We start from the raw sequence: 20750 nt of genomic DNA, 5'->3' as shown, positions 1-20750 counted from the left end.
TCCACAAGTTATTTGGCGTTAAACTCCGGTGATTAATTGAAATAAGTGAATGAACTGAGAGCACACACAATATGCGAGTGCGAACAGCCATCCTTGGTTCTGTCACCATCTATCGCTGCCATCGTGCCAAGTACGAAACTATTCGATTGATTTAAAACATATAATTTCATTCAAAATGACAAGGCCGACAATATCCTGCCAACGAAACCATATTTTCTCATGCATTAAAAAAGAGCCCCGCGATAAATCGCGGGGCTCTTCGCAATGAGGTCGGAGTCGGCCTGTAAGCCGTCCTCTACATCAACAGAGCAACAGCGGATTGTTGTTTAAAATCAGCAAGTTATAGATTTATACTCTCTATCGTCTGCTGGCAAGAATCCACATTGTTGCACACCTTGAACCACAGTTCATCCCTACAAGCGGTCGGTGTTTATGTACTTCGCACACCGCTTTGCCTTGGGTTTGGTAATCACATGAATCTCACCGCGCTTGTTCTCATAGGTACAGACGCGCTGTTGCTTCACCACTTCATCGCGGATCAGGTTGTATTGACTGTATGCAGTTGAATGGCTCACCTGCGATACCGTAGTCATGACCAATATGATAATAATTCTCAATAACATCGCTTCCGCTCCCCCTCCCTGAAATCTTGATGTCATCATAACTGTTCAGAAAGTGCTCAACACCAATTAACGAAACCAAACGAACCCCTTTGTTAAATTTTTTTAAATTTTGAAATATCGTACAGGTTTTCATCAGTTTCATTGGGTATACCTAAAGAAAATTGGCTTTCTATCTCGATTATCTCTGGTCTCTCATTTACTAAACCACTCAAAACAAACTATAATTACGAAACCACACAAAGGAAACCAGAGGGCATTATGAGCAACCGGATCTATGGATACCTGCGAGCCAGTACCGACGAACAAGACGCCAGCCGCGCAAAAGAACAGTTGATCGAGTTTACCCAAAGCCAAGGGCAACAGATTGCCGGATGGTTTGTTGAAAACGAATCGGGGGCCAGTCTCAAACGTCCCGAGTTGTTCCGCCTACTTGATATCGCCCAGCAAGGGGATTGCCTGCTGGTGGAACAGGTAGACCGTATCAGCCGCCTTAACGGTGAGGACTGGGAAAGCCTGAAAGCCATTATCAAGGCTAAAGGTGTGCGGATCGTGGCACTGGATTTGCCCACCAGCCACCAGCTTATGACGACAGGGGACGAGTTCACCAGCCGGATGCTGGACGCATTGAACAGTATGATGCTTGATATGCTCGCCGCCATTGCTCGCAAAGACTATACCGACCGTCGCCGCCGTCAGGCTCAAGGCATCGCCAAAGCCAAGGCAGAAGGACGCTATAAAGGCCGCCCGATAGATGCGGCACTTCACGAAAAGATTCAATTGGCCTTGTCTGCTGGATGGTCTTATAGCAAGATTGAGGATATGTATAAATGCAGTCGAGCTACGATTGCAAAAATAGCCAAGCATTGCCGAACAAATATAAAGGATTAACTATTGTGTCAAACACTGTAAAAATTATACTTTTTCTTTTGTTTTCATTTGGCCTCTATAACTATTTTTTAGAAAAAAAAGTAGACAATGATAATGTTGCGTCTGCTCCTGAGACCGCCCAAAATAACTTACAGAATTTACATGACAGTGACTACAATGCTCTTTGTGTGGGTGTTTATAGCGTGGAGGAAAAAACAGACAAAGATGAAATTATATTCCATAGATTTCATACTCCATCGGTCAAGTCAGTGATCGTCTCTAACAATAAAAAATATTACGAATGTAGCTTTCACGAAGAGAGTATCTCATTTAGAGTGTCCAAAGATGGTGGCGTTACATACTCAGAATGGATGAGAAAAGGTAAAGATGGCAATGAATATAGCTTTAGAAAATCTCTATCGCAGCAGCTAGTAAACATGCTTATAGCAACACAATCAGGGAAGGATGAAATTATGAGCTTGGATAAGATTAAAAGTACCAACATGGCTATCAATGCCTCTCAAGTGTCAGAAAAAGAATTCAATAATATTTGCCAACATGCAATTTCGCTAGAATTTAGAAAAGAACCGCATACAATAAAAGTAAAAGATCACTACAAGGAGGGTTATAATAAAGTTATTGTTGGCTATATCAGACCAGCAGACAACACCACATGGAATTATGAGTGCCAAATCAATAAGTATGATAATAAGATCATATGGAGAGTACTGCCCGGTTCAGAAATAAATGAGGTGGGTCGCTGGCGCGATGGCTCCAATGGTTTTCAAAATGATGATGCTACGATTACTTATAAAGTTCAACCAGATACAATTGAAATACAACTAAAATATCCTGATGGTTCAACAAGTAAATCAAATTTCCGCAGAAAATAATTGATTTATAATAGGGGGGGTAAGGTCGCCGTTAAACAATTGCACTTAAAACGCTCTAATTTAAATTATAACCCTTACCCAATACCACCCTACAGGGTAGGGGTTGTGAATGCAATTACAGGGCGTTCTAGGCGGCTATTTGACTGGTTTTTAGTGGCGGTTTAGGTAAACGAGAGAATCCGTATAATCGTTGCCCTTTTTCAAGACGTTTCTTGCCTCGTTTCTTGCATAGATAAGAGAGGGCGTAAATGGTATCCGCTCTTTTTTGCTGATCGCCATGCAATAACATCCCAGTGCCAGTGCCCTTGGTGCGGTGTATCGTTCCACTGCTGACAACTCGCTGCCAACAGCCCTCAATCATATCCTGTGCGGCCCACTGACTTTGCCGCTGCTGACCATCAAAGAAGAACACCATATGATAATGCCCTTGCTTCTTCTTCTCTCGTTCCAATACCCAAAAGTATCCGAACAAGTGATCTTTGTATTTTGTTTTTCTTATATTTTTCAGTAATTTATCTATCAATTTTGAATCATTTAACCACACATCATCCGGCACATGTAGATCAACCCTGACAACTAATAACTTACTGTACCTATTCAATAACGTCTCAACCTGCCGGATCATTTTATCTAATACCGTAGCATCAAGACTAGCCTTGTCTCCCATATCATTTAGTTTGTATTGAACTATAGTTTCCATATTCCTCCTGTATCTATATTGTCATTCCTTACATTCAATTCAACTTAACTTTAATCTATAAATAGAGATAGATTATAGATATTATTAAAAACCTATGTTTAGAATACAGCAAAGCCCACAGGCAAAAAGGCCGATGAGCATATTTTAATGGGGGTGAATTGTTTTTTGCTGATTCAGTTATAGAGGTTAACTAATAAAGTTAAAAAAATCAACTCCTCACCAGAAAAATTATCATGCACCATAAAATTGGACATATAATCACCAGACTTGAGTTTAGTGTCGTACTGCGTGGGTAGGTATTACCCTACCCTACAAAATGCAACACAGCTCATTCAACGCGTTTTTACTACGATTTTGCCCACCAATTAAACCCACCAAGCACCATCGGCGATATCACTATAATCGGTGATCATATGAGCGTGGGTATAGCGTGTGGTAATACTCCTTACACCTTCATGACCGACAAAGCGTTGCAAACGCTGATAATCCACATTTTTTTCCTGCTTGAACGTAATAAAGGAGTGGCGGAAACTATGGAACACCAAGCGACCTTTACCATTTTCTTCTGTCTCCCCAATCTCAAGAAACTGACGAACTTTGTTCGCAGTCTCGGTAATGTCGTTCAGTCTTTCCGTCGGATAGAGCATTCCATCCAGTGGTTGGAGATACTCGACAAATCCTAATGTCTCAAGCTCTTTCGCTATCGTTACCGGACGGGTTGCGGCAGCAGTTTTACCCTCTTGTATCCACAGGTAATAGCGGCCAGAATCCTGATTCTTTTTTAATGAGTCACGAGAAACATTGGCGATTTCGCTACGGCGCATCCCTGTAAAAAGCACCAGTAAAAATACCCAGCGCATGGGGCTATCGGGCTGTGCTAACCAATATTCATAGATTTTTCGGCCTTGTGCCTTGTTGTAGGCCCCCCAGCTCACATTATCTCCTTCTGGTTTTTTAAGTCCTTTTGTCGGCGCAACTTCAAAAATATCGCGTTCATCAGTCAGGAAAGCACTGAAGAGTCCCTGATAAAATTTAAGTAATTCGATAACTGTTTTCACCTTAATCAGATGCTCTTCAGGGATCTCACCAGCTTTCGCCAAACTGACTTTTTCGGCCATGCTCAGCCGATTATACGGTGATCTATTCCCCAAAGGCATCTGCTGAAAGACCTCAAGACATTCACGTAATGCTTGTTTGGTAACTTTGTGGCTTTCAATATCACCTAACATCGCCAGCGTAAAATCAAGATGCCGGTCATAATCCTTTATGTTTTTTTTCGTCAGAGTTTTTTTAAATTTGATAAAGCTTTTATAAGATTCTGATAGTAGTGGGGATGTTTTGGTCATGGCAGGAGCACGACTAACCCCACCTGCAATATTTTGTCTGGCGACAACAGCAAGCACCTTGTCTTGGGCTTCCTTGGCTGCTTCGTATTCACGATACGCCACCAGTTCAGGGGTGAGATACCGCTCCACCAGTTGGCTACGCATCAGGTCATAGAGGCCAGAATCCCCCTGTAACTTCGCCAGTCGCGCTTTGAGGTAAAGGAGTTCATCCCTGTAGGCTTCCCGCTCAGAAGCGGCGATATCAAGGCCAGAGAGCGGGGATTGCGCAAAGATCCGCTCGGCATCGTACTCCGTCTCAATACTTTCCAAGAGAGTCAGCTTCTCTTGCAGATACGGCGCGATAAAGTCATCTATGGCATCTTGCTCGGCATACAGTCCTTCTTCTGGGAAATCCTCGAAAGGGGCATTCAGATCAGCCACCACCTTGACCACGCTCTGTTCATCTTGGGCGGTCAGCTCATTCAATCGCTGGATAGAAGGGACAAGATCCTCTAACTGCTCCTTTTCACTCTTCACCTGCGCCATTTCCTTGATCTGCTGAAAGATTGGCAACCACTTTGCCAGACGCAAACGGGCCAAGCCAGCATCGCGGGTTTGAAGCGAGCGACGTATCACTTTTGGTCGGTCGGTAAGTGCTGTTGGCAGACGAAAACAGGCGTAGAAAACGCCATTACGGCGGGTCAGATAGTGGGGGATATTCCCCGTTTTGTTCCCCAGTTTGTTGCACATATGACAAAGGCCTAGCGTTTTACCGCTAAGCCTTTGATTTGAAATAGGTCGGAGTCGGCCTGTAAGCCGGGTTCTGTACCGGGTTGCCCCGGGTAGCAATCATTCCTCTAGGCCAGCAATCGCTCGCTGGCTCAAGCAACCTACCCGCCCCCAACGCGGGCCGCGCCAATAGGGGCCTATTTGGTCTTGCTTCGGGTGGAGTTTACCGTGCCACGAACTGTTGCCAGTCGCGCGGTGCGCTCTTACCGCACCCTTTCACCCTTACCTGATCCCTTGCGGGCCATCGGCGGTCTGCTCTCTGTTGCACTGGTCGTAGGCTCACGCCCCCCAGGCGTTACCTGGCACCCTGCCCTGTGAAGCCCGGACTTTCCTCCCCTCCGCCCGTCTGTCCCGAGGGACACAACGACGAAGCAGCGATTGCCCAGCCAACTCCGAGGCGCGGATTATAGCCTTGCAATATGCATGGGGTAAACCGGCAATTCCCGCTTACAGCAATTAATAGTGCTCGAGACCGTATTTGTAGAGGGCATTCTTCTTTACGCTGTGGATCTCGGCGGTCAGGGCGGCCGCTTTTTTCAGTGGCAACTCGGCTACCAGCAACCCAAGGGTTCGGATCGCCTCAGCCGGCAGATCTTCTTCCTCTTTTGAGGCGCCAGCCACGACCAGCACGATCTCGCCGCGGCAGCGGTTATCATCCTCACCAAGCCAGCTCAGCATTTCGGACGCAGGCAGACCATGGATCGACTCAAAAGTCTTGGTCAGCTCGCGGCACACCACCACCTGGCGCTCACCAAGAATGCGAGCAATCGCTTCTACTGTATCCTGCACCCGACGGGGCGACTCGTAGAACACCAGCGAGCGGGTATCTTCGATAACCGCTTGCAGACGATCGTCACGTCCCTTGCTCTTGGCAGGCAGAAAGCCTTCAAAGGCAAAACGATCGGTGGGCAGACCGGCTGCACTCAGGGCTGTAATAGCAGCACAGGGGCCGGGCAGCGGCACCACCTTGACCCCGGCGTCACGACAGCGGGTGACCAAGTGATAACCGGGGTCGCTGATGAGCGGAGTGCCGGCATCGGAGACCAGCGCAACACTCTTGCCCTCTTTTATCCGGCCGATCAGTACATCGGCTTTCTGCTGCTCGTTGTGATCGTGCAGGGCGAAGGTCGGCACCGAGATTTGGTAGTGGCTGAGCAAGATACCGGTATGACGGGTATCTTCGGCTGCCACCAGATCGACACTGCGTAAAATGTCCAATGCACGCTGGGTGATGTCCGCCAGATTGCCGATCGGAGTGGGGACTATATACAGGGTTGGGATGTCACTCATGGGATCTCCGAGTGCCCCGACAATTGTGTCGCCATATTGGCCCGTTTACACTATGGGGAACTTCAACACTGGTCGGGGAATGAACTTGAACCGGGTTACAAAGCAGCTAAGTGTATCACGACTCTTCGGCATCATACTCGCGGCAGTACTGCTCGCCGCCTGTGCGTCGGAGCCCAATCAACCGTCAGGGAAGGCAGAGATGCCCTCTGCGTTCGCCAATCTGACCAAGAATGCCCAGTGGTATCTTGAGCAGGTTGATCCGGCCAAGCCAGCCGAAGCCTTTACCTGGCAGATGCTGGCGGCACGCAGTTATCTGGCTCTGGGCCAGACCCAACCGGCTTCTGCGCTGTTCCAGCAACTGCAAAAGCAGGCCAAAGACCCCGCCCAGAAGGCACAGCTACAACTGCTGCAAGCCCATCTGTTGCTGGCTCAGGGGCACGCCAATCAAGCACTGATCCTGCTGGAAGGAAAACCCGCGGTGGCATTGGACGCCGATACCCAGAAAAACTGGTATCGCCAAAGGGTGGTGCTGCAACTCGATATCAATAACAAGTTTGGCGCCGCCAAGTCGTTGATTGCAATGGAGCCCTATCTCAATCAGAGTGAGCTGGCGACCAACCATCAGCAGATCTGGTCGTTGCTCAAAAGCATGACCCCTTCCACCCTGCAAGCGCTGGAAGAGGCTCCGACACCCGATGTGACCACCGGCTGGTTGCGTCTGGCGGCACTGGTCAACGAGTTTGGCGCCCAGCCGAACCTGCTGGCGCGGCAGCTGGCAGGCTGGAAGCGTGACTTCCCCAACCATCCGGCCCAGAAAGATATGCCGGCGGGATTGGGCGATCTGGCGGCCACTGCAAGCACCTCGGTACAGCAGATCGCGGTGCTGCTCCCCCTTTCAGGCAATCTGGAGCCGCAGGGCGCAGCTATCCGTAACGGTATGCTGATGTCTTATAAGGAAAATCAGGGGCAGTTTACCCTGAACTTCTACGACACCCAGGGCAGGTCGATCGGCGATCTTTACAAGCAGGCAATTCAGGAAGGGGCTGACATGATCATCGGCCCGCTGCTGAAAGACCGGGTCGAGGAGCTGCTAAAGGCCAATCCGACCGTGCCGGTACTGGCACTCAACGAGCTGGACCAGCCGATCGTCAACGACACCACCTACTACTTCTCCCTCTCTGCCGCTGCAGACGCCGCGCAGGCAGCCCAGTACCTTTACACCCAGGGCTACCGCAAACCACTGCTGATCGCCGCCCAGGGGCGGATCGGTTACAGCAGCATCAAGGCGTTCGAGCAGAGCTGGGCCACCCTGAGCCAGGATAAGCCGGTGGTTGCCACCTTCGGTGCCCGCAACGAAGTGCAGGGGATGGTCAAGAATGCCCTGAGCGGCCGCTCTACCGCCCGTGCTGGCGAGGTAGTGCAACTCTCTGATGCCGCACCGCGCAGTATCGATGCCGTTTACGTGGTAGCCAACAGCCTGGAAACCCGGATGATCAAACCCTATGTGGATATCTCGGTCAATCCGATGGGCAGCCTGCCGATCTTTACCGGAGCCCGTGGTTATGACAGCGCAGCTACCGAAGTGGCTTCCGAGCTCAACGGCATGCATATCGCCGATATGCCGCTGCTGCTTGGTGGTTATGAGAGACAGCGTGAACAGATTACCCTGCTCTGGCCACAAACCCAGGGTGACCTGCTGCGTCTGTTTGCCATGGGCTACGATGCCGTCAGCCTGGCTGAAAACCTGCAGCAGATGCGCAAAGTAGGTGGCATGCAACAAGCGGGCATGAGCGGCCAACTGAGTGTCGATGCCAAAGGTAATATCGTGCGAATGTTGAGCTGGGGCACTTACCAGAACGGCAAGCTGATCGATGAGAACGCCGCTCAGCAACTGGAGGAGCCCTCCAATGAAGGAACTATGGAAACGAATGCGCCAGCAGTTGCCGAGCCTGTTCCCCTCACCGACGAGCAAGGGACAGCACTTTGAACAAGTCGCTGAACGCTGGTTGCAGGCCCGGGGCCTGCAACCGGTAGCTCGCAACTATCGCTGCCGTGGCGGTGAAATAGATCTCATCATGCACCAGGGCCAGACCCTGGTGTTTGTTGAGGTGCGCTACCGGGCCACTGGTAGCCATGGCGGGGCCGCCAGCTCGGTCACCCGCAGCAAACAGCACAAGATCGTGCTGGCAGCGCGCCACTATTTGAAGCAACATGCCATCAACGAGGCCCATCAGGCCTGCCGATTCGATGTGATTGCGTTCGAGGGCGACCAGCCAGCCTGGATCCAGAACGCATTTTAAGAGGACCCTATGACTGACCGCATCAAAGAGAACTACACCGAAAGCATCCAGACCAAGATAGCCGCTGCCGAGGCGCTGCCGGATGCCATCCATACTGCAGCCCAGATGATCACCATCTGCCTGCTCAATGGCCACAAGGTGCTGGCATGCGGTAACGGTCCTTCTGCCGCACTGGCGCAACTATTCATCTCCGAGCTGGTCAACTGCTACGAGACCCAGCGCCCCTCCCTGCCCGGTATGGCCCTGACCCCGGACATGGCGACCATCAGCGCCATCGCCACCGATCACGGTTTTGAAGAGGTCTACGCCAAGCAGATCCGCGCGCTGGGCCAGCCTGGCGACATCCTGGTGGTCATCACCACTTCCGGCCACAGCCGCAGCCTGATCAAGGCCGCCGAGGCTGCCCTCTCCCGCGACATGACCATAGTGGTGCTGAGCGGGGGGGACGGTGGCGAAATGGCAGGTCTGCTCGGTCCGAACGATGTGGAGATCCGCGTGCCATCCGCCCGTCGGCCTCGCATTCTGGAGGTGAACCTGTTGACCCTGCACTGCCTGTGTGATCTCATCGACCAGACACTTTTCCCGCAACAGGAAGATTGAAACCATGACAAAGCAAACTATCCTGCTCGGTCTGTTGATCAGCACTCTGCTGCTGCAAGGTTGTGCAGCTGTGGTCGTTGGCGGCGCAGCAGGGACTGCCAAGGCTTCTGGCGATCGCCGAACCCTGGGCGCGCAATGGGATGACCAGACCATCGAGCTGAAAGCAGCCAATCTGCTGGCCGACAACAAACCCCTCAGCGCAGCAAGCAAGATCAGCGTCTACAGCAACAATGGCCGCGTCCTGCTGGTCGGCCAGACACCTTCTGACGTTTACAAGATTGAGGCGGGCAAGATTGTCAGTCGCATCGAAGGGGTTCGCCACGTCTACAACGAATTGCGCATCGGCCAACCTGCCAGTTTCACCACTCGCAGCAATGACTCCTGGATCACCTCCAAGGTGAAAGCCGACATGTTCGGCACCAAGAACTTCGACAGTACCAAGGTCAAGGTAGTCACCGAGAACGGCGAGGTGTTCCTGATTGGTCTGGTGACCCGCCAGGAGGGGGAGCAAGCAGTCAACATCGCCCGCCACGTTAGCGGTGTGAAGCGTGTGATCAAGGCCTTCGAATTCGCCCAGAACTAATCCCCGGGCGCACATAAAAAAACGCAGCCAATCGGCTGCGTTTTTTATTTGATGACTTTCAGAGTAGGACGACCGCTTGGACGCGGCGGTTCCGGCTCAGGCTCCACCGGCGCTTCAGCCTGCTCCAGCCAGATATCGTAACCCGGCTCGGGTGGGAACATGGTGCCCACGCCGTTCTCCCGGGCATGAATAGCCAGCACAGCAGCCATCGGGATATAGACCTGTTGGGAGACCCCGCCAAAGCGGGCACTGAAGCTGATAGCCTCGTTATCCATGTGAAATTGCATCACGGCACGGGGCGCGATGTTCAGCACTATCTGCCCGTCCTGAGCAAACTGCATCGGCACCATCACATGGGGAATGTTGACGTTGACCACCAGATGGGGGGTCAGGTCATTATCCAGCAACCAGTCAAAGAACGCCCGTAACAGGTACGGGCGGCTCGGTGTCATTGTCGGTTCCATGCTCATACGCCAGCACGGATCTCGCGTTCGGCTTCGGTCAGAGAAGCCTGGAAGGACTCACGTTCGAACAGACGAACCATGTAGGCCTTCAGCTCTTTGGCGCCACGACCGGTCAGGTCGATCCCCAGGCTCGGCAGACGCCACAGCAGCGGGGCCATGTAGCAATCCACCAGACCAAACTCTTCGCTCATGAAGTAGGGCATTTCACCGAAGATCGGCGCGATGGCCAGCAGGTTATCACGCAGTTCGTTGCGTGCCGCTTCAGCATCGGTACCGGCCATGATCCTGTCGGCCAGCGAGTACCAGTCCAGCTCGATGCGGTGCATCATCAGACGGCTGTTACCGCGGGCAACCGGGTAAACAGGCATCAGGGGCGGATGCGGGAAACGTTCGTCCAGATACTCCATGATGATGCGCGAGGTGTAGAGAGCCAGCTCACGATCAACCAAGGTCGGTACAGAGTTGTACGGGTTCAGCTCGGCCAGCTCATCCGGCAGATTGGCAGGGTCAACCTGGCAGATATCCACGCTAACACCCTTCTCCGCCAGGACAATACGCACCTGATGGCTGAACATATCGTTGGCACCGGAAAACAGCGTCATTACCGAACGCTTATTGGCAGCTACAGCCATTGAACCCTCCCGTCATTAAAAAGCAGAAACGGCAATGAAGCCTCTTGGTCTTCATTGCCGTGCATTATATTACCCGGATCTGGTCGCTTAGTGAACGTCGCGCCAGAATTCCTTCTTCAACAGCACAGTAAAGATGAAGAAGATTGCGATGAAACCAAGCACCCAGAAGCCCATACGTTCACGCTCCTGTTGCATCGGTTCAGCAGAGTAGACCAAGAAGTTTACCAGATCCCGTACCGTCTGATCATACTCTTCGTCATCCATTTCACCATTACCGTCAGATTTGATGCTGACAACCTGTGCGGTTTCCACTCCATCGACCGTGTGTGTGGCGAACTCCGCACGGGGGGTGCCCTGCAGCGGCTCCAGTACATGGGGCATACCCACGGACGGGAATACCGCGTTGTTCACCCCAAACGGACGGCTCTCATCCACATAAAAGGAACGCAGATAGGTGTAGATCCAATCCGCACCACGCACCCTGGCAACCAAGGTAAGGTCGGGAGGGGGGGCACCAAACCACTTGGCGGCATCTGTCTCGGACATCGCTATCTTCATCAGATCACCGACTTTGGCGTCAGTGAAGATCAGGTTTTCTTTCATCAGATCTTCAGGGATGCCCAAGTCTTCGGCGACCCGGTTATAACGCTGATACTGGGTCGAGTGGCAACCGGCACAGTAATTCATGAAGGTCGCAACGCCACGCTGCAAGGAGGCCTTGTCAGCAAGGTCATAATTGGCCTTCTCCAGCGGGAAACTGCTGCCCGCAGCCATCACCAAACCAGGCAGCAGGGCCAGCACTGCAAATATTATTTTTTTCATTTAAATGTCACCCTCTCTGGCAGCGGCTTGGTACTTTCATTCTTGCTATAGAAAAACAGCAGGACAAAGAACCCGAAGTATCCCAGTGAACAGACTTGAGCAACCAGTGTCAGTGTCGGCGTCGATGGCAACACCCCAAGCACCCCCAGGATGATAAAGCAGACCACAAACTGGGCGATGTTCAACTTGTGCAGGGTACTGCGATAGCGAACCGAACGTACCTTGCAGCGATCCAGCCAAGGCAGCAGGAACAATACCACGATGGAGAGGCCCATCATGATGACACCAAGCAGCTTGTCCGGCACCGCGCGCAAAATGGCGTAGAAGGGAGTGAAATACCAGACTGGTGCAATGTGCTCCGGGGTTTTCAAGCCATTAGCCACTTCAAAGTTCGGCTTCTCGAGGAAGTACCCCCACATATCCGGCTTGAAGAAGATGATGGCACAGAAGAAAAACAGGAAGCCCGCCACACCGATCATATCCTTGACGGTAAAATAGGGGTGGAACGCCACCGCATCCAGCGGCCAGCCGTTTTCGTCCTTGTGCTTCTTGATATCAATGCCATCCGGGTTGTTTGACCCCACTTCGTGCAGCGCCAGAATGTGCATGGCAACCAGCATCACCAGTACCAGCGGCAACGCAATAACGTGCAGTGCGAAGAAGCGGTTCAGGGTCGCACCGGAGATGACATAATCTCCACGGATCCACAGGGTCAGATCGTCACCTATGACAGGAATGGCACCAAACAGCGAGATGATGACCTGCGCGCCCCAGAAAGACATCTGGCCCCAAGGCAGCAGATAGCCCATAAAGGCTTCCGCCATCAGCACCAGGAATATCAGCATGCCGAAGATCCAGAGCAACTCCCTCGGCTTTTGGTAAGAGCCGTAGATCATGCCGCGGAACATGTGCAGATAGACCACCACAAAGAACGCGGACGCGCCGGTAGAGTGCATGTAACGCAGCAGCCAACCGTACTCCACATCACGCATGATGTATTCGATGGAAGCAAACGCGCCCTCGGCAGAGGGGTTGTAGTTCATGGTTAGCCAGATGCCGGTGATGATCTGGTTGACCAGCACCAGCATGGCCAATGAGCCGAAGAAGTACCAGAAGTTCAAGTTCTTCGGCGCCGGATACTTGGCCATATGGTCGTTGTACATGGCCGTGAGCGGGAAGCGATCATCAATCCAGCCCATCAGTTTACTCAACATGATCAGGCCTCCTTGCCATCGGCACCGACCAGAATGGTGGTGTCGTTAATGAATTGATAGGGCGGAATGACCAGATTCAGTGGTGCAGGGACCCCCTGGAACACGCGACCGGCCATATCAAACTTGGAGCCATGGCACGGGCAGAAGAAGCCGGACGTGACGCCCTGCACCTGCTCACCAAAGCTGTCAGGCAGGTAGGAAGGTGAACACCCCAAGTGGGTACAAATACCAACCGCAACAAAGATTTCCGGCTTGATGGATCTGTAACCGTTATGGGCATAGTCAGGCTGCTGCGGCTCATCAGAGGCCGGATCCCGCAGTTGCGCATCATGCGCCGGGAGAGCATCCAGAGTCTGCTTGGTACGGTTGACTACCCACACCGGCTTACCTCGCCACTCAACGCGAATAAGCTGACCCGGTTCCAACTTGCTGATATCGACTTCTACCGGCGCACCGGCGGCTTTAGCCTTGGCACTCGGATTCCATGACTTTATAAACGGCACTGCGGTAAACGCAGCTCCTACCCCACCAACGGCAACCGTTGACCAGGTAAGAAATCTGCGGCGACCGGTATCAACTGGCGCATTGCTCATCCAAAAACTCTCCCATGTGGACTCCGCACATTCTTATAGTGTCCCTGTTCCCCATTTTTTCCCGTGACAACAGCGGCGGAAGCTGGATTTACAATTGCCACAGAAAGCAGGGGAAATTTTAAAGAAAAGATAACAAGTTGACAAGAAAGAGCGGTGAGCAATAAAAACAATAAAGAAACAATTTTTTGTCTTTTGTGACGCGTGGTTAGCATTGATGTCGGCAATATTACCAATAAAAAAAGCCTGGCAGTTGCCAGGCTTTTTTGACACTCGAAAGAGTGCGTACCAAAAGCGAATTAACGCTTGGAGTACTGCGGACGCTTACGAGCTTTGTGCAGACCGACTTTCTTACGCTCAACCTTACGGGCGTCACGAGTAACAAAGCCAGCTTTACGCAGTTCGGAACGCAGGGTTTCGTCGTACTGCATCAGAGCACGAGTGATACCGTGGCGGATCGCACCAGCTTGGCCGGAGATGCCACCACCGTTAACGGTGATGTACAGGTCCAGTTTTTCGGTCATCTCAACCAGTTCCAGCGGCTGACGAACTACCATGCGGGCAGTCGGACGGCCGAAGTACTGCTCCAGGGAGCGCTGGTTGATTACGATTTTGCCGCTACCCGCTTTGATAAATACGCGAGCAGTGGAGCTTTTGCGACGGCCGGTACCGTAGTATTGATTTTCTGCCATGTTGCCAGTTCCCGATTAGATATCCAGTACTTGAGGTTGCTGAGCAGCATGAGCGTGCTCGGCGCCTGCGTAAACTTTCAGTTTACGGAACATGGCACGGCCCAGAGGACCTTTCGGCAGCATGCCTTTAACAGCAGCTTCGATTACCATTTCCGGTTTACGCTGAATCAGCTTGTCGAAGCTGATGGACTTGATACCACCCGGGAAACCGGAGTGAGCATGGTACATTTTATCGGTAGTTTTGTTACCGGTTACACGTACCTTCTCGGCATTTACAACGATGATGTAATCACCGGTGTCAACGTGCGGAGTGTACTCAGCTTTGTGCTTACCACGCAGACGAGCAGCGATCTCGGTTGCGATACGACCCAGAGTTTTACCTTCTGCGTCTACAATGTACCAGTCACGTTTTACGGTTTCTGGCTTGGCAACGAAAGTTTTCATTAAGTTAAACCCAATTACCTGTTACAGACCCAATTGCTTATGGGGGCTCTCCCACAAACAACAAACGATGGCCTACCTGTACCCCTTCGAATACAAGTAAAGCTTAAAGTGTTGCTGTCTTATCGACAGCTGTAACGTGGGCCGGGCGATTATAAGTGAAGTTGCCTTAAATATCACCTGCTAATTTCACTGCCATGAAACCAGCAAATGTCGCCCGGCCCTACCTGCCGCAGATGCCCATCCGACTGGCAGGCGTGGTATTGTGACTAAGGAAGGTGCACTCTGGCAAGGTATTCGTGCGATTGCATTTCCTGAAGCCGCGAAAGACAACGTTGGAATTCGAAATTCAGCAGCCCCTGGCCATAGAGTTCTGCCATGGGTACCGCCGCCGACATGATGAGCTTGACGTGCCGCTCGTAGAACTCATCGACCATGGCAATGAAGCGACGGGCCGCGTCATCCGAGCCAGTACCCATTGGCTGTACATTGGCCAGCAGCACGGTATGGAACAGCCTGGCCAGCTCGATATAGTCGTTTTGAGAGCGGGGAGTACAACAAAGTTGCTCGAAATCCATATAGAGCACTCCCTCCCCCATCCCTTGCGATGTCAGCTGGCGATGATTGATCTCAAACTCCCCTTCGCAAGCCTTGTGCCCACCAGTTAACTGCTGAAAATAGCGATCTAGATTGGCTTTTGCCTGCAAATCCAGCGGATAGTGATAAATTTCGGCCTGTTCCAGCGTCCGCAGGCGATAGTCGATTCCACCATCCACGTTAAGTATCTCGCAATGACGCTCGATAAGCTCGATAGCTGGTAGAAAACGGGCGCGCTGCAGCCCGTTACGGTAAAGATCCTGCGGCGGAATATTGGAGGTAGCAACCAACACAACGCCATGGCCAAACAGCTCCTGGAACAGGGTGCCCAGCAGCATGGCATCGGTGATGTCTGAGACAAAAAATTCGTCGAAACAGATGATGTCTGTCTCGCTGGCAAGCTTGCTGGCCACCAGCTTGAGCGGATCGGAGTGCCCGCTCAACCCCTGCAGTTCATCGTGAATACGGTGCATGAAACGGTGGAAATGGCTGCGCATCTTGCGCGCCCCCGGCAGGCTGTCGAAAAAAGTATCCATCAACCAGGTCTTGCCTCTGCCCACTCCGCCCCACATATAGATCCCCAGGATGGGCTCCGGCGGCGTGGGCTTGTATAGCCAACCAAACAGCCCTCGCGATCTGGTCGGAGTCGGGCGCCGTAGCAAATCCTGATACAGTCGCTCCAGCCTACTGATGGCCATCCCTTGCGCGGGGTCGGCCACAACGCCGGGGCGCAGCAGATCCTGCTGGTATTTTTGCTGCGGTGTCATCCTTGAGTGCCTCTCCAAGTCCCTGAATTGAGGACAAAATGGTATCACGGCCTCAGGACGCACGGTATAGTGCCATCAAGGCATGGCGGTTATAACGACCGCATAAACTCACTCTGTTTTCGCTGTAACAAGGAGCATCTATGAGTCTGTTAACTGGGATCCTGCTGGCTGTCGCGGCCTTGATTATCGGTATCGTTCTCGGCCGTTTTTCGGTGCGTAGCCGTGATGCAGGCCGTCTGGAACAGGAACTGAAGAAGGCCCACAAGGAGCTCGAGAGTTATCAGGGCCAGATCAACAGCCACTTCGCCGACAGTGCGGCGCTGATGGAGCAACTGGCCGAGCAGTATCAGACTCTCTATCGCCACATGGCCGAGCAGAGCAAATTCCTGGCCAAAGCGCAGGAACCGCTGTTCCGCGAGTCATTGGTAGAAGAAGTCCCTACCACCGTAGCAGAAGAGCCGGGCGAGCCACCTCGTGACTATGCTGGCGCCTCTTCTGGACTGCTCAAACAACCAAACTAGTTCCTCGCGGAACTAATTGACCAGTCCCGTGGTCTGACCTTGACGATTGCAATGCAACTTTTTCTGGGAGCTGTTTTTCATATGCGTAAACCTCTTTCCATGCTCAGTGTGCTAGCCCTCAGTGTCGGTATCGCCATGTCTGCGGCCCCTGTTCAGGCAGCACTGCCTTCCCTGCTCGGTACCAATCAGGAGATGCCAAGTCTGGCGCCGGTCTTGGAACAGGTCACTCCGGCGGTAGTTAATATCTCTGTTTCAGGTAAAAAGGTCACTCGCCAGCGCCTGCCCGAGCAATTCCGCTTCTTTTTCGGCCCCAACATGCCCGATGAGCAGGTGAGTGAGCAGCCGTTCCAGGCGCTCGGCTCTGGCGTCATCATCGATGCTAAAAAGGGCTATGTGATCACCAACGCCCACGTGGTCCACGAAGCGGACGAGATCAAAGTCAACCTGAAGGATGGTCGTGAATATGCGGCCAAGAAGATCGGGGAAGACAAGCAGTCCGACATCGCCCTGCTGCAGATCAAGGCCGAAGATCTGGTACAGATCAAGTTTGCCGACTCCGATGAACTGCGGGTGGGCGACTATGCGCTGGCCATCGGCAATCCCTTTGGCCTGGGTCAAACCGTCACCTCTGGCATCGTCAGCGCACTGGGACGCAGCGGCCTCAATATCGAGAATCTGGAGAACTTCATCCAGACCGATGCGGCCATCAACTCCGGCAACTCCGGTGGTGCCCTGCTCAACTTGCGTGGCGAGCTGATCGGTATCAACACCGCAATTCTGGGCCCGAACGGCGGCAACATCGGCATCGGCTTTGCCATTCCCTCCAACATGGTGCGGGATCTGACCGAGCAGATCGTGAAATTCGGTGAAGTACGTCGTGGCCAGTTGGGGATCACCGGCTCTGAGCTCACCTCCGACATCGCCAAAACCTTTGGTTACAACAAGAAGGATGGCGCCTTCGTCAACCAGGTCATGCCAGACTCTGCTGCTGCCAAGGCAGGTATCAAGGCGGGCGATATCATCGTCAGCATTGATGGCAAGTCGGTTCGCTCCTTCGGCGAGCTGCGTGCCAAGATCGCCACCATGGGTTCGGGCAAGCAGGTTGAGCTGGGTCTGATCCGTGATGGCAAGGCGCAGAGCGTCAAGGTCACCCTGAAGCAGGCTGATGACACTGAAGTGCGTGCCAGTGCGCTGCACCCAGCCCTGGAGGGTGCCAAGCTGAGCACCACCACTGAACCGGTCAGCGGGGTTGTTGTCTCTGACATCGCCGCCCGCTCCCCAGCTGCCGCCTCCGGCCTGCAGAAGGGGGACATCATCATCGGGGTCAACCGTCTGCGCATCAACACCCTGGGTGAGCTGAGCAAGGCGCTCAAGAGCAAGCCTGAGGTACTGGCACTCAATATCCAGCGCGGCGACTCCTCGCTCTATCTGGTTATCCGCTAACTCCCGGGTTATTCGCCAACCTCTCTATCACCCGCGGCCCTCACCGCGGGTGATTTTTATCCATCGATAGTGTTATTCTCTGCGCGCAGCCTGTACGGATGAGAATGACATGAAAATCCCCCCTTTAGTCAGTTACTTGGCCAAGTCTGTCGGTTTCGGTTTGACCGTCGCTGCACTGTTGTTGCTGCTGTTTCCCCATTTTCGCGGTGGCGCCCAACTGCCCGGTATCATTACCAATGCCCGTGAGCTGAGTTTCTCCTATGCCGCCCATCGGGCAGGCCCTGCCGTCGTCAACATCTACACCCGCAGCTTTGCCCCCAATCAGGGCAATCAGGGGGAACTACACCCGCAAGGGCTGGGTTCCGGCGTGATCATGAACCAGCGCGGCCATGTGCTGACCAATTACCACGTCATCGCCGATGCCGATCAGATCATCGTCGCGTTGCAGGATGGCCGGGTCTTTAGCGCTGAACTGGTCGGCACCGATCAGCTCACCGACCTCGCTGTACTCTATATCGAGTCAGACAACCTGCCGGTTATTCCGCAAGACCCGGAGCGATTGCCAGAAGTGGGCGATGTGGTGCTCGCCATCGGCAATCCCTACAACGTCGGCCAAACCATCACCCAGGGCATCATCAGTGCCACTGGCCGCACCGGTCTCTCCAGCATGGGGCCAGACAGCAATGGCCGTCAGGACCTGCTGCAAACTGATGCGGCCATCAACGAGGGCAACTCGGGCGGGGCACTGGTCAATGGCCGTGGCGATCTGGTGGGCATTAACACCGCCACCTATCACCTTCGCGGTAATCAGGAGAGCTACGGCATCAGCTTCGCCATCCCCTACCGGCTGGCAAAACGGATCATGGATGAGTTGATCGCCAACGGTCGGGTGATCCGTGGCTACCTTGGGGTCTCCAGCGTCGAGATCAATCCTATCGTCGCGCGGATGATGAACCTCGGCGACCTGCGCGGTCTGGTGGTCGAGAGTCTGGATCCCAACGGCCCGGCAGCCAAAGGGGGTTTGCAGCGAGGGGATGTGCTGCTCAAGATCAATGGAGAAGCCATCACCGGGGTGCGCAGTGCCATGGACAAGATTGTCGAGAGCCGCCCCGGCACCCAGCTGACCATCTCGGTATTCCGCGCAGGCAAGCCGCTGGAAGTGGTGGTCACCATAGAGGAAGACCTGCGCTATCAGCAGAGGATGGCCAGCTCGAGCGCAGCATCGGCCAGCTAGCGTCACTCCTTTTTATGAGAAGGGCGGGAAACCGCCCTTTTCCATATCTGTCCCCTCGGCTACGTCTCTTACCGTGAGATGACTCACAGTTTCCCGCAACGCTTGCCCTGCCCCCGCCCCCCGATTAGTGAGCTACCGATCACACAAAACCGGTCCCAATAAGCACTCTTTTTGTCTTTTCAGTATCCAAACGCTCACTTTGGGGCCATTTCCTCAGGAATTTCCGCTTCGAATCGGAAAAACGCTGCCTCCTCCACATTGACGCGCAGGCTTAGGGTAACTCCATACCTTCTGCCAGCCTTGGAGAGCAGACATTGCAAACAGAGACTCACGACCAGACCCAGACCCCGAACAGCCCGGAGTTGCTGCGCCAGACCGATCATATCCTGGCGCGCATTTATCCCCTGCTGGCCGAACAGGGCATCATCCCCAACGAGGTGCAACGGCAGATGCTGGCCTCCCATGTCAAAGCCATGGTGTGGCGCTCCCACAGCGGCGAGCCCCTGCCAGAAGTTGACCTCAGCTTGTTTGAAGAGATCTCCCCCCTCTCACTGCGTCTCGCCGAACAGGTCGTCAGCTGGCTGGATCAGCTTGCTTATGAGGAGGCACACCTCTTGTCCGTCCATTTTGAAGTCGCCAAAGAAAACGAACTCAGCTCGGTGCAGAACCAGTAACTCAAGGAGAAATCGATATGACAGCCATCAAACTCGTGATCGGAGATCGGCTCGGCAAGGGTCAGAAAGTGGGCGCAGGCGCGGAAGCAGCTGGGGCCAACGTGACCATCATCCCCGGCATGGCCGCTGATATGAAGCTTGGCGATGTAATGAACAAAGAGCAGGCGGATCTCGGCATCTCCTTCTGCGGCAGCGGCGGCGCAGGGGCCATCACCGCCCAGACCAAGTACGGCTACAAGTGCCGCTACGGCATGCGCTCTGTTGAAGAGGGCGTCACCGCCATCAACGAAGGGTGCGTGGTGCTGGGCTTCGGTTTCATGGACAAGGAAGAGCTGGGCCAGAAGCTGGTCGAAGCCTTCGCCAAGAAACACGGACGAGCCTGATGAAAGAGAACTTCACCACCCAGGTCATCGTCAACGGCAAGGGGACGACCCGCCAGCAGGCGTTTGCCTCCGCCCTCAGCCAGGTGCAACCCACACTGCTCAAGGACAACCAGCAGGTACTGCTGCGCATTGAGCCGGTCGATGTACAGGTGCTCAAAGCCGAGGAGTCGGTCCGGGTGGAGAAGTTCCTGTTCTTCTTCCTGCCTCGCCAGCGCCGCGAATACCGCGTCCAGCTGGAGATCAAGGTTCAGGTCACCACTCTGGATGTCGCCAAAGTGACGTTCACTCAGCCGTGATGCCCTGACC

24 protein-coding genes and 1 other RNA gene are annotated in these 20750 nt (G+C 53.4%); 12 read left to right on the top strand and 13 right to left on the bottom strand.

All coding sequences use genetic code 11. The annotated features are described in order from the left end of the window. Positions 1 to 528: 528 nt before the first annotated feature. A complete protein-coding gene (locus BN1117_RS19410; protein WP_156129920.1) occupies positions 529 to 765 on the bottom strand; it encodes a hypothetical protein in 237 nt (78 codons plus the stop codon). Between the two features lie 116 nt (positions 766 to 881). Between BN1117_RS19410 and BN1117_RS07930 the strand changes: the two genes are divergently transcribed. Continuing rightward, complete coding sequence (locus tag BN1117_RS07930; RefSeq protein WP_040096319.1) at positions 882 to 1511, top strand: recombinase family protein; 630 nt, start codon at positions 882 to 884, stop codon at positions 1509 to 1511. Continuing rightward, the gene (locus BN1117_RS18750; RefSeq protein ID WP_167334819.1) at positions 1451 to 2383 is read left to right on the top strand and encodes a hypothetical protein; all 933 of its coding nucleotides are present in this window, start codon (positions 1451 to 1453) and stop codon (positions 2381 to 2383) included. Before BN1117_RS07930 ends, BN1117_RS18750 begins: the two co-directional genes overlap by 61 nt. 127 nt (positions 2384 to 2510) lie before the next feature. On the opposite strand, the gene BN1117_RS07920 is transcribed toward BN1117_RS18750, so the two are convergent. From BN1117_RS07920 to rsmI, 4 genes are all read right to left on the bottom strand, one after another. Continuing rightward, on the bottom strand, positions 2511 to 3083 hold the full coding sequence (locus tag BN1117_RS07920; RefSeq protein WP_040096318.1) for a YagK/YfjJ domain-containing protein: 573 nt from the start codon (positions 3081 to 3083) through the stop codon (positions 2511 to 2513). Between the two features lie 365 nt (positions 3084 to 3448). Beyond that, positions 3449 to 5158, bottom strand: coding sequence for a tyrosine-type recombinase/integrase (locus BN1117_RS07915; RefSeq protein WP_082032566.1), 1710 nt, complete (start codon positions 5156 to 5158; stop codon positions 3449 to 3451). A 46-nt stretch (positions 5159 to 5204) separates the two neighbouring features. After that, positions 5205 to 5591, bottom strand: an RNA gene (gene rnpB / locus BN1117_RS18755) — RNase P RNA component class A. Positions 5592 to 5653: 62 nt separating this feature from the next. Next, positions 5654 to 6487, bottom strand: coding sequence for a 16S rRNA (cytidine(1402)-2'-O)-methyltransferase (gene rsmI / locus BN1117_RS07910; protein WP_040096316.1), 834 nt, complete (start codon positions 6485 to 6487; stop codon positions 5654 to 5656). A 199-nt stretch (positions 6488 to 6686) separates the two neighbouring features. Between rsmI and BN1117_RS07905 the strand changes: the two genes are divergently transcribed. From BN1117_RS07905 to dolP, 4 genes are read left to right on the top strand one after another with little or no spacing between them, the layout of a single operon-like run. Further along, positions 6687 to 8474, top strand: a complete 1788-nt coding sequence (locus BN1117_RS07905; RefSeq protein ID WP_040096315.1) for a penicillin-binding protein activator — start codon at positions 6687 to 6689, stop codon at positions 8472 to 8474. Next, entirely contained in the window at positions 8416 to 8787 is a 372-nt protein-coding gene (locus BN1117_RS07900) for a YraN family protein (protein ID WP_040096314.1), read from the top strand. Before BN1117_RS07905 ends, BN1117_RS07900 begins: the two co-directional genes overlap by 59 nt. Before the next feature lie 9 nt (positions 8788 to 8796). Then, entirely contained in the window at positions 8797 to 9387 is a 591-nt protein-coding gene (locus BN1117_RS07895) for a D-sedoheptulose-7-phosphate isomerase (protein ID WP_005336275.1), read from the top strand. Between the two features lie 4 nt (positions 9388 to 9391). Beyond that, entirely contained in the window at positions 9392 to 9970 is a 579-nt protein-coding gene (gene dolP, locus BN1117_RS07890; RefSeq protein WP_040096313.1) for a division/outer membrane stress-associated lipid-binding lipoprotein, read from the top strand. Positions 9971 to 10014: 44 nt separating this feature from the next. Here dolP and BN1117_RS07885 read toward each other — a convergent pair whose 3' ends face one another. The 8 genes from BN1117_RS07885 to zapE form a co-directional block, all read right to left on the bottom strand. Further along, positions 10015 to 10440 (bottom strand): ClpXP protease specificity-enhancing factor, encoded by a 426-nt coding sequence (locus tag BN1117_RS07885; RefSeq protein WP_005336278.1) that lies wholly within the window; start codon positions 10438 to 10440, stop codon positions 10015 to 10017. Continuing rightward, complete coding sequence (sspA, locus tag BN1117_RS07880; protein ID WP_040096312.1) at positions 10437 to 11066, bottom strand: stringent starvation protein SspA; 630 nt, start codon at positions 11064 to 11066, stop codon at positions 10437 to 10439. The genes BN1117_RS07885 and sspA overlap by 4 nt, the downstream gene beginning before the upstream one ends. Before the next feature lie 87 nt (positions 11067 to 11153). Continuing rightward, on the bottom strand, positions 11154 to 11888 hold the full coding sequence (locus BN1117_RS07875; RefSeq protein ID WP_040096311.1) for a cytochrome c1: 735 nt from the start codon (positions 11886 to 11888) through the stop codon (positions 11154 to 11156). Further along, complete coding sequence (locus tag BN1117_RS07870; RefSeq protein WP_040096310.1) at positions 11885 to 13102, bottom strand: cytochrome b; 1218 nt, start codon at positions 13100 to 13102, stop codon at positions 11885 to 11887. The genes BN1117_RS07875 and BN1117_RS07870 overlap by 4 nt, the downstream gene beginning before the upstream one ends. Before the next feature lie 2 nt (positions 13103 to 13104). Next, entirely contained in the window at positions 13105 to 13695 is a 591-nt protein-coding gene (petA, locus tag BN1117_RS07865; RefSeq protein WP_040096308.1) for a ubiquinol-cytochrome c reductase iron-sulfur subunit, read from the bottom strand. Between the two features lie 296 nt (positions 13696 to 13991). Further along, complete coding sequence (rpsI, locus tag BN1117_RS07860; protein WP_005336286.1) at positions 13992 to 14384, bottom strand: 30S ribosomal protein S9; 393 nt, start codon at positions 14382 to 14384, stop codon at positions 13992 to 13994. A 15-nt stretch (positions 14385 to 14399) separates the two neighbouring features. Next, entirely contained in the window at positions 14400 to 14828 is a 429-nt protein-coding gene (gene rplM, locus BN1117_RS07855; RefSeq protein ID WP_026456103.1) for a 50S ribosomal protein L13, read from the bottom strand. Positions 14829 to 15094: 266 nt separating this feature from the next. After that, a complete protein-coding gene (gene zapE / locus BN1117_RS07850) occupies positions 15095 to 16189 on the bottom strand; it encodes a cell division protein ZapE (protein WP_040096300.1) in 1095 nt (364 codons plus the stop codon). Between the two features lie 140 nt (positions 16190 to 16329). On the opposite strand from zapE, the gene BN1117_RS07845 reads away from it, so the two are divergent. The 6 genes from BN1117_RS07845 to BN1117_RS07820 all read left to right on the top strand — a co-directional run bounded on the left by BN1117_RS07845 (position 16330) and on the right by BN1117_RS07820 (position 20740). Beyond that, positions 16330 to 16710, top strand: a complete 381-nt coding sequence (locus BN1117_RS07845) for a Z-ring associated ZapG family protein (protein ID WP_040096292.1) — start codon at positions 16330 to 16332, stop codon at positions 16708 to 16710. An 81-nt stretch (positions 16711 to 16791) separates the two neighbouring features. Further along, a complete protein-coding gene (locus BN1117_RS07840) occupies positions 16792 to 18153 on the top strand; it encodes a Do family serine endopeptidase (protein ID WP_040096291.1) in 1362 nt (453 codons plus the stop codon). Positions 18154 to 18262: 109 nt separating this feature from the next. Continuing rightward, positions 18263 to 19387, top strand: a complete 1125-nt coding sequence (gene degS, locus BN1117_RS07835; RefSeq protein WP_040096289.1) for an outer membrane-stress sensor serine endopeptidase DegS — start codon at positions 18263 to 18265, stop codon at positions 19385 to 19387. 314 nt (positions 19388 to 19701) lie between these two features. Further along, positions 19702 to 20061, top strand: a complete 360-nt coding sequence (locus tag BN1117_RS07830) for a transcriptional regulator (protein ID WP_040096288.1) — start codon at positions 19702 to 19704, stop codon at positions 20059 to 20061. A gap of 17 nt (positions 20062 to 20078) precedes the next feature. Then, the gene (locus BN1117_RS07825) at positions 20079 to 20444 is read left to right on the top strand and encodes an SFCGS family glycine-rich protein (protein WP_005355141.1); all 366 of its coding nucleotides are present in this window, start codon (positions 20079 to 20081) and stop codon (positions 20442 to 20444) included. After that, positions 20444 to 20740, top strand: a complete 297-nt coding sequence (locus BN1117_RS07820) for a DUF4312 family protein (protein WP_040096286.1) — start codon at positions 20444 to 20446, stop codon at positions 20738 to 20740. Before BN1117_RS07825 ends, BN1117_RS07820 begins: the two co-directional genes overlap by 1 nt. Positions 20741 to 20750 lie beyond the last annotated feature (10 nt).

The organism is Aeromonas australiensis, from assembly GCF_000819725.1.
Lineage (GTDB): Bacteria > Pseudomonadota > Gammaproteobacteria > Enterobacterales > Aeromonadaceae > Aeromonas > Aeromonas australiensis.
Note: the sequence above shows the minus strand (reverse complement) of the source record. Positions and strands in the feature narration are given on the sequence as shown.

What these genes read in the sequence shown, in the direction of transcription:
- BN1117_RS19410 (WP_156129920.1), bottom strand. Translation starts at nt 765, where the DNA reads ATGAAACTGATGAAAACCTGTACGATATTTCAAAATTTAAAAAAATTT.
- BN1117_RS07930 (WP_040096319.1), top strand. Translation starts at nt 882, where the DNA reads ATGAGCAACCGGATCTATGGATACCTGCGAGCCAGTACCGACGAACAA.
- BN1117_RS18750 (WP_167334819.1), top strand. Translation starts at nt 1,451, where the DNA reads ATGCAGTCGAGCTACGATTGCAAAAATAGCCAAGCATTGCCGAACAAA.
- BN1117_RS07920 (WP_040096318.1), bottom strand. Translation starts at nt 3,083, where the DNA reads ATGGAAACTATAGTTCAATACAAACTAAATGATATGGGAGACAAGGCT.
- BN1117_RS07915 (WP_082032566.1), bottom strand. Translation starts at nt 5,158, where the DNA reads ATGTGCAACAAACTGGGGAACAAAACGGGGAATATCCCCCACTATCTG.
- rsmI (WP_040096316.1), bottom strand. Translation starts at nt 6,487, where the DNA reads ATGAGTGACATCCCAACCCTGTATATAGTCCCCACTCCGATCGGCAAT.
- BN1117_RS07905 (WP_040096315.1), top strand. Translation starts at nt 6,687, where the DNA reads ATGCCCTCTGCGTTCGCCAATCTGACCAAGAATGCCCAGTGGTATCTT.
- BN1117_RS07900 (WP_040096314.1), top strand. Translation starts at nt 8,416, where the DNA reads ATGCGCCAGCAGTTGCCGAGCCTGTTCCCCTCACCGACGAGCAAGGGA.
- BN1117_RS07895 (WP_005336275.1), top strand. Translation starts at nt 8,797, where the DNA reads ATGACTGACCGCATCAAAGAGAACTACACCGAAAGCATCCAGACCAAG.
- dolP (WP_040096313.1), top strand. Translation starts at nt 9,392, where the DNA reads ATGACAAAGCAAACTATCCTGCTCGGTCTGTTGATCAGCACTCTGCTG.
- BN1117_RS07885 (WP_005336278.1), bottom strand. Translation starts at nt 10,440, where the DNA reads ATGAGCATGGAACCGACAATGACACCGAGCCGCCCGTACCTGTTACGG.
- sspA (WP_040096312.1), bottom strand. Translation starts at nt 11,066, where the DNA reads ATGGCTGTAGCTGCCAATAAGCGTTCGGTAATGACGCTGTTTTCCGGT.
- BN1117_RS07875 (WP_040096311.1), bottom strand. Translation starts at nt 11,888, where the DNA reads ATGAAAAAAATAATATTTGCAGTGCTGGCCCTGCTGCCTGGTTTGGTG.
- BN1117_RS07870 (WP_040096310.1), bottom strand. Translation starts at nt 13,102, where the DNA reads ATGTTGAGTAAACTGATGGGCTGGATTGATGATCGCTTCCCGCTCACG.
- petA (WP_040096308.1), bottom strand. Translation starts at nt 13,695, where the DNA reads ATGAGCAATGCGCCAGTTGATACCGGTCGCCGCAGATTTCTTACCTGG.
- rpsI (WP_005336286.1), bottom strand. Translation starts at nt 14,384, where the DNA reads ATGGCAGAAAATCAATACTACGGTACCGGCCGTCGCAAAAGCTCCACT.
- rplM (WP_026456103.1), bottom strand. Translation starts at nt 14,828, where the DNA reads ATGAAAACTTTCGTTGCCAAGCCAGAAACCGTAAAACGTGACTGGTAC.
- zapE (WP_040096300.1), bottom strand. Translation starts at nt 16,189, where the DNA reads ATGACACCGCAGCAAAAATACCAGCAGGATCTGCTGCGCCCCGGCGTT.
- BN1117_RS07845 (WP_040096292.1), top strand. Translation starts at nt 16,330, where the DNA reads ATGAGTCTGTTAACTGGGATCCTGCTGGCTGTCGCGGCCTTGATTATC.
- BN1117_RS07840 (WP_040096291.1), top strand. Translation starts at nt 16,792, where the DNA reads ATGCGTAAACCTCTTTCCATGCTCAGTGTGCTAGCCCTCAGTGTCGGT.
- degS (WP_040096289.1), top strand. Translation starts at nt 18,263, where the DNA reads ATGAAAATCCCCCCTTTAGTCAGTTACTTGGCCAAGTCTGTCGGTTTC.
- BN1117_RS07825 (WP_005355141.1), top strand. Translation starts at nt 20,079, where the DNA reads ATGACAGCCATCAAACTCGTGATCGGAGATCGGCTCGGCAAGGGTCAG.
- BN1117_RS07820 (WP_040096286.1), top strand. Translation starts at nt 20,444, where the DNA reads ATGAAAGAGAACTTCACCACCCAGGTCATCGTCAACGGCAAGGGGACG.